Source organism: Gorillibacterium massiliense, assembly GCF_000455485.1.
GTDB lineage: Bacteria > Bacillota > Bacilli > Paenibacillales > NBRC-103111 > Gorillibacterium > Gorillibacterium massiliense.
Window position 1 is genome coordinate 1 of sequence record NZ_CBQR020000042.1, and the last position, 5,228, is coordinate 5,228.

Consider the following 5,228-nt stretch of genomic DNA (forward strand, 5'->3'; position numbering starts at 1 on the left):
TACAGATACGGATTTTCGTTTTTCGCCTTCAATACGTTCCAGCGGCGTTCCACTTCTTCTTCGAAAGAAGCGTAGGCTTCAGCGTATTCCGGCTTGGTTAAATGCTTCGTTTTGCCCATGGTTTTCAGCCAGTTGGACAACGGAATTTTCTTATTCTTCTCTTCCGGATTGTAAGTAATGGAAGTGATGCCATGCTCCACTTCATAGAGCGGGAAGAAGCAAGCATTAACGGCATTGTCGATGATCTCAGTCCCCTGCTCTTCTTCGGACAGCCAGTTGAGCGGGCAGGTGATCAAAATTTTTCCGTAAACGAGGCCCTCGTTTTGGGCGTACCATTGGGCTTTAGCCGCTTTTTTCACCAAATCCTGCGGGTTGGACTCGCTTCCCGTGAAGACGTAAGGAATGTTCGTTGCCGCCATGATTTGCGCCGTATCCTTGTGGTGGAAAGGCTTGCCGCCTTGCTTCGCTCCCACGTTGGAGGTGGAGGTGCGATGGCCAAGAGGCGTCGAATAGCTCAACTGGGCGCCGGTATTCATATACCCTTCGTTATCGTATTCGAGAATGATCATTTTGTGGTTCCGCAAGGCGGCGCCAATAGCCGGACCCATGCCGATGTCCATACCGCCGTCTCCGGTAACCATGACGAAGGTGAAGTCATCAGGCAGATTCAAGTGATCCAACTCGCCGCGGCGCTTCCGTTCCCAGAACATTTCCACGAGGCCGGACATGGTGGCTGCGCCGTTTTGGAACAGGTTATGGATATACGTCGCTTTATGGGAGGAATACGGATAGCCGGTGGTGGTAACCATGGCGCAGCCGGTATGGAACAGGGCGACGATGTCCCCTTCGATTCCTTTGAAGAACAACTCCAACCCGGAGAAAATGCCGCAGCCCGGACAAGCGCCGTGCCCTGGTGCAATTCGCTTCGGCTTCTTCGTCAAGGAACGCAGCGGCGGGATTTTCACGCTCAGCTTACGGGTGCTTTCATCTCGGCTAATGTTGATCAAGCCGGTTTTCAAATCCTCGTAGCGCAGCGGCTCGATAACACGCTTAGGCGCCTTTGTCGGATCCCCAGGGGTATGGCCGTAGTAGTCAAAAGGTTTTTCTACATAGCCTTTGGCAACGGCATCGATGGCAAAGCCGAATAGGTTGTGGCCGTCTTCTGCGTAGAAATCTTTGCCGCCCAAGCCATAAATACGACTAATGACCATGGTGCTGTGATTCCCCGCCGTGAACAGCGCGGCTTTGATTTCGTTGACCATATTGCCACCGTGACCGCCGTAGGAATCGGCGCGGTCGCCGACGGTGACGGCTTTGACGTTAGCCAGTGCTTCGCAGATCTCTTTTGCCGGGAAAGGACGGATGATGTTCGGCGCGATAGAACCGGCTTTGATGCCTTTTTCCCGCAGTTGGTCGACGACGTCCTTGATGATTTCCGAGGAGGAATTCATCAGGAAAACAGCGACTTCCGCATCTTCCATCCGGTACAGATCCAGCACGGGATAATCTCGTCCGGTCAAGAGGGCAAATTCTTTGCGGATGCGGTCATATACTTCCCCTGCTTTATACATAGCCATGGACTGCTGATAACAGTTATTGATATAGTCCGGTTCGTTCATGTACGGGCCGACGGTAATCGGATTGTTGCGGTCCAATGTGTGGGCGAAGCCGCTGGGAGGCTGGGCGCCGACAAATTTATGGACATCTTCCCGGTGAGCAAAGGTGTTGACTCTGCGTTTTTGGTGGGAGGTAAAATAGCCGTCGGAAGCCACCAGCACAGGCAGGCGCACTTCCGGATCCTCAGCCAGCTTCAGCGCCATCAGGTTCATATCGTAAACCGCTTGCGGATCGCGGCACATCAAAATCGGCCAACCGGTATTGAGAGCATAGTAAAGGTCGGAGTGATCGCCGTGAATATCCAGCGGACCCGATACGGAGCGGCAAACCAGGTTCATGACCATGGGAAAACGAGTTCCCGACTGAACCGGCATTTGCTCTAGCATATAGAGGTAGCCGTTGGCGCTGGTGGCATTGAACACCCGTCCGCCGCCCGTGGATGCGCCATAACAAATGCCTGCCGAGCCGTGCTCGCCGTCGGCTGCGACCAGCTTGATGTCGTGCTGGCCCTTCGTCTTCATCAAATCGAGGAATTGCGCCACTTCAGTCGATGGAGAGATCGGAAAATAACCCATCATGTGATAATTGATCTGATGGGCTGCATAGGCGGCCATTTCGTTTCCGGACTCGTATACGATACGTTGTTCCACCAGACCGGGAGCCTTTTCTTTGGATAATTCGATCGCCATTGGTGAAATCACACCCTTTTTCTTCATAGTGGGATTGTAAGAAATCTGCGCCTTACCTGCGCAGAAAAGGTTAAATGGCTGCTAATGGAAATCGATGCGGAGTCCGGTGTTCATCGGCGTAGCCGTCCGCTTCTCGGGATTTAGACAGCGCATCCGTCGGGCAAGCCGTCACGCACTTCAAGCAGCCCTTGCAATATTGATAGTCGATTCCTTGCAAAAACATTTGCGGGCGGCCTTTTTTATCTGGCTGCTCCTCCCACACGAAACAGAAGTCCGGACAAACGTTGTCGCAGGACGCGCAGTGGATGCAGGTGTCTTGATTAAAATGCGGCAGCATGCCCGAGCGGGAAATGCTCAAATCCTTAAGGATGCTGTTGCCGGGATTGATGACAAGGCCGCCCATAGGCTGGGTTTCGTAGCCGAGAACCGGAGTATCCCATCTTACGAACTTAGGCATGCTCTCCCCTTCCGGAACGGCGAAGGTTTGGAATTGCACTTCGTTATACCCGCGGTCAAAGGTGTTCAAGGCAGGTTGAACCGCCCCGGGATACTTACTCTCCAGGGATTTGCGGATGACGGTGCGCATGTTGTCGACGTCGAGGAACGGACAAAGGCGGAACAATCCGCCCAACATAGCCATATTAGCCCGGTTTTTCTCTTCCAGGGCAATGCCTGTGGCGTCGACGACGGCGATGGTACCTGCTAGCAAATTCAGCTTGGATTTAAGCGCTTCAGGAGATTTCGCAGAGTTGATAAGGACGACGCTGTCCTCATAAATCCCGCTTACGACATTGATCGTTTTGTACAATGCTTCGTGGAAAACGCCAACGACATGGGGGCGTTCCACCGGGGAAGTGTCGCGGATTTTCGTGTCGATATCACAAAACCGGATATGTGCTTTAACCGGAGAACCTTTCTTTTCAGAACCGTAAGAGGAAAAACTGACTCCGTTCAAGCCTGAACCGGTTACGCCGGCCTCCGCCAGCATCTTGCCGGCCAGGTTGGCGCCAAGACCGCCGATGGACTCCAGCCTGATTTCAAAAAAACCCAACTCGTTCACTTTGGGTAAAGTGACCATCCCTTTAGCTCCTTTCGATTAAACAAGCTATATACTCTATTATATTAATTGTAATGATTATTACGTTACTGGCAACATTTATTTTGGAACAATTAAGAAAAAAAGCGTGAGATAACTCACGCATTTCATAAAGGTGTCAATATTTAATTGCGCTAATTTTGTGCTTAATAAGCGACTCCGATACCGCCTTCACCCGCATAGGATCCGATAACCGGCCCCATATCGGAAAGGATAACTTCCTTAAAGGGATACTTGGCGAGAATCCGTCTCTTTACGTCTAGTGCTCTTTCCTCGCAGCTGCTATGGCAAATTCCAACGATCGCTTTCTCGAAATCGTGGTGTTTTTCGCCGATTTTATCGATCAACCGGTTTAAGGCGTTTTGGGTGCCGCGGACTTTTTCGATGACATCGACGGTTCCGGTTTCGCTTATTTTCAGCAGCAGCTTGATGTTGAGCACCGAGGCTACAGTTCCCCGGATGCGGTCCAGACGGCCGCCCTTAATGACATTTTCCAAGTTTTCAAGGGTGAAATAAGCTGTGATTTCTTTCACATTGTCCCGAACCTTATCCATGAGGTCATGCATGGTAATTCCTGCCAATGCATGGGTCGCCGCCTTCACCACTTGAAGTCCGAGCCCCAAAGAAAAGGATCGGGTGTCGATCACCTCGACTTTTCCCGGCAGACCCTGCTCTTCGAACAGTTCTTTCGCTACTAAAGCATTTTGGTAGGTGCTGCTGATATTGGAAGACAAGCACATGACCACAATATGATCGTGGACCTTGCTTGCTTCGATAAAGGTTTGCAGAAACGTGTGCGGACTCGGACTCGCCGTTGTCGGCAAGTTCTTGGAAGCTTTCATTCTCGTGTAAAACTCTTTTGCGGACAAGTCGCTAGGCATCCGCTCCTCCCCAAAATGAACGCATAATGGCACGATGGTAATCTTCAGTTTTTCAATTAACTCCTTAGGCAAATCGGCGCTGCTGTCAGTAATGATCTGAGTGCTCAAAATCATGCTCCTTCATTTGTGATGTACAAAATGCCAACGGTTTGCGGTCCACAGTGACTGGAGATGACGCACCCCGCTTCGGTAATGACGACTTCTTTCGCGCGAGTCTCGCGCAGCAGTGTTTCCCGCAGGTAGACTGCTTCTTCATCGGCTTTGGCATGGGTGACGAACACCAGTTCATCATCCATCTTATCTTTATTGGCTAGCGCATTATCCAGCAGCTGCTGCAGAGCCTTCTCCCGTTTGCCGCGTATTTTTGATGCGAGAATCATCTTCCCGTCCACTACTTTGACCACTGGGCGGATTTTCAACATGTTGCCAATAAAATGCTGCAAACCGGAGCAGCGGCCGCCCATATATAAGTAATCTAACGTATCAATGATGAACTCGGTTTCAACTCTTTTGCGGACCGATTCCAAAATGGCCATGATTTCGTCCATGGTTTTGCCCTTCTCTGCGGCCACGGCTGCCTTCATCACCTGTAATCCGATGCCGCTGGAAAGGTTCAGAGAATCGAATACGCGAACTCGTCCATCTGGAAATTCATCTGCCGCAATCATGGCATTTTGACTGGTGGACGATAACTCCGAAGATAAAGCGATGTAAAGGATGTCATAGCCTGCCTCGATAGACGGTGAAAAGGCGTTTATGAAGTCAGCCGGCGATGGTGCGGCGGTTTTGGGCAGCTTGGACTTCTCCCCTACCTTGCGGAAAAGATCGTCCGCTTGCAGTTCGGCGCCGTCACGGTAGGATTCAGCGTCAAAGGTGACATAGAGCGGTATAACTTCAATACCATAGCGCTCCAGCTGCGAAGGGGCCAGATCGCTTGTGCTATCT

Annotated in this window: 4 protein-coding genes; all 4 read right to left on the reverse strand. The window is 51.3% G+C overall.

From position 1 onward, the window contains the following. The coding region (locus TJ79_RS04915) for a thiamine pyrophosphate-dependent enzyme (protein WP_040949185.1) at window positions 1-2,306 on the reverse strand (2,306 nt) is incomplete at its 3' end. Window positions 2,307-2,376: 70 nt separating this feature from the next. Further along, on the reverse strand, window positions 2,377-3,384 hold the full coding sequence (locus TJ79_RS04920; RefSeq protein ID WP_040949186.1) for a 2-oxoacid:acceptor oxidoreductase family protein: 1,008 nt from the start codon (window positions 3,382-3,384) through the stop codon (window positions 2,377-2,379). Between the two features lie 164 nt (window positions 3,385-3,548). Continuing rightward, on the reverse strand, window positions 3,549-4,397 hold the full coding sequence (locus TJ79_RS04925; RefSeq protein WP_040949187.1) for a DegV family protein: 849 nt from the start codon (window positions 4,395-4,397) through the stop codon (window positions 3,549-3,551). Beyond that, window positions 4,394-5,228 (reverse strand): DegV family protein (locus tag TJ79_RS04930; RefSeq protein WP_040949188.1); only part of this gene is annotated, 835 nt, incomplete at its 5' end. The genes TJ79_RS04925 and TJ79_RS04930, both read right to left, overlap by 4 nt.

What these genes read in the sequence shown, in the direction of transcription:
- TJ79_RS04920 (WP_040949186.1), bottom strand. Translation starts at nt 3,384, where the DNA reads ATGGTCACTTTACCCAAAGTGAACGAGTTGGGTTTTTTTGAAATCAGG.
- TJ79_RS04925 (WP_040949187.1), bottom strand. Translation starts at nt 4,397, where the DNA reads ATGATTTTGAGCACTCAGATCATTACTGACAGCAGCGCCGATTTGCCT.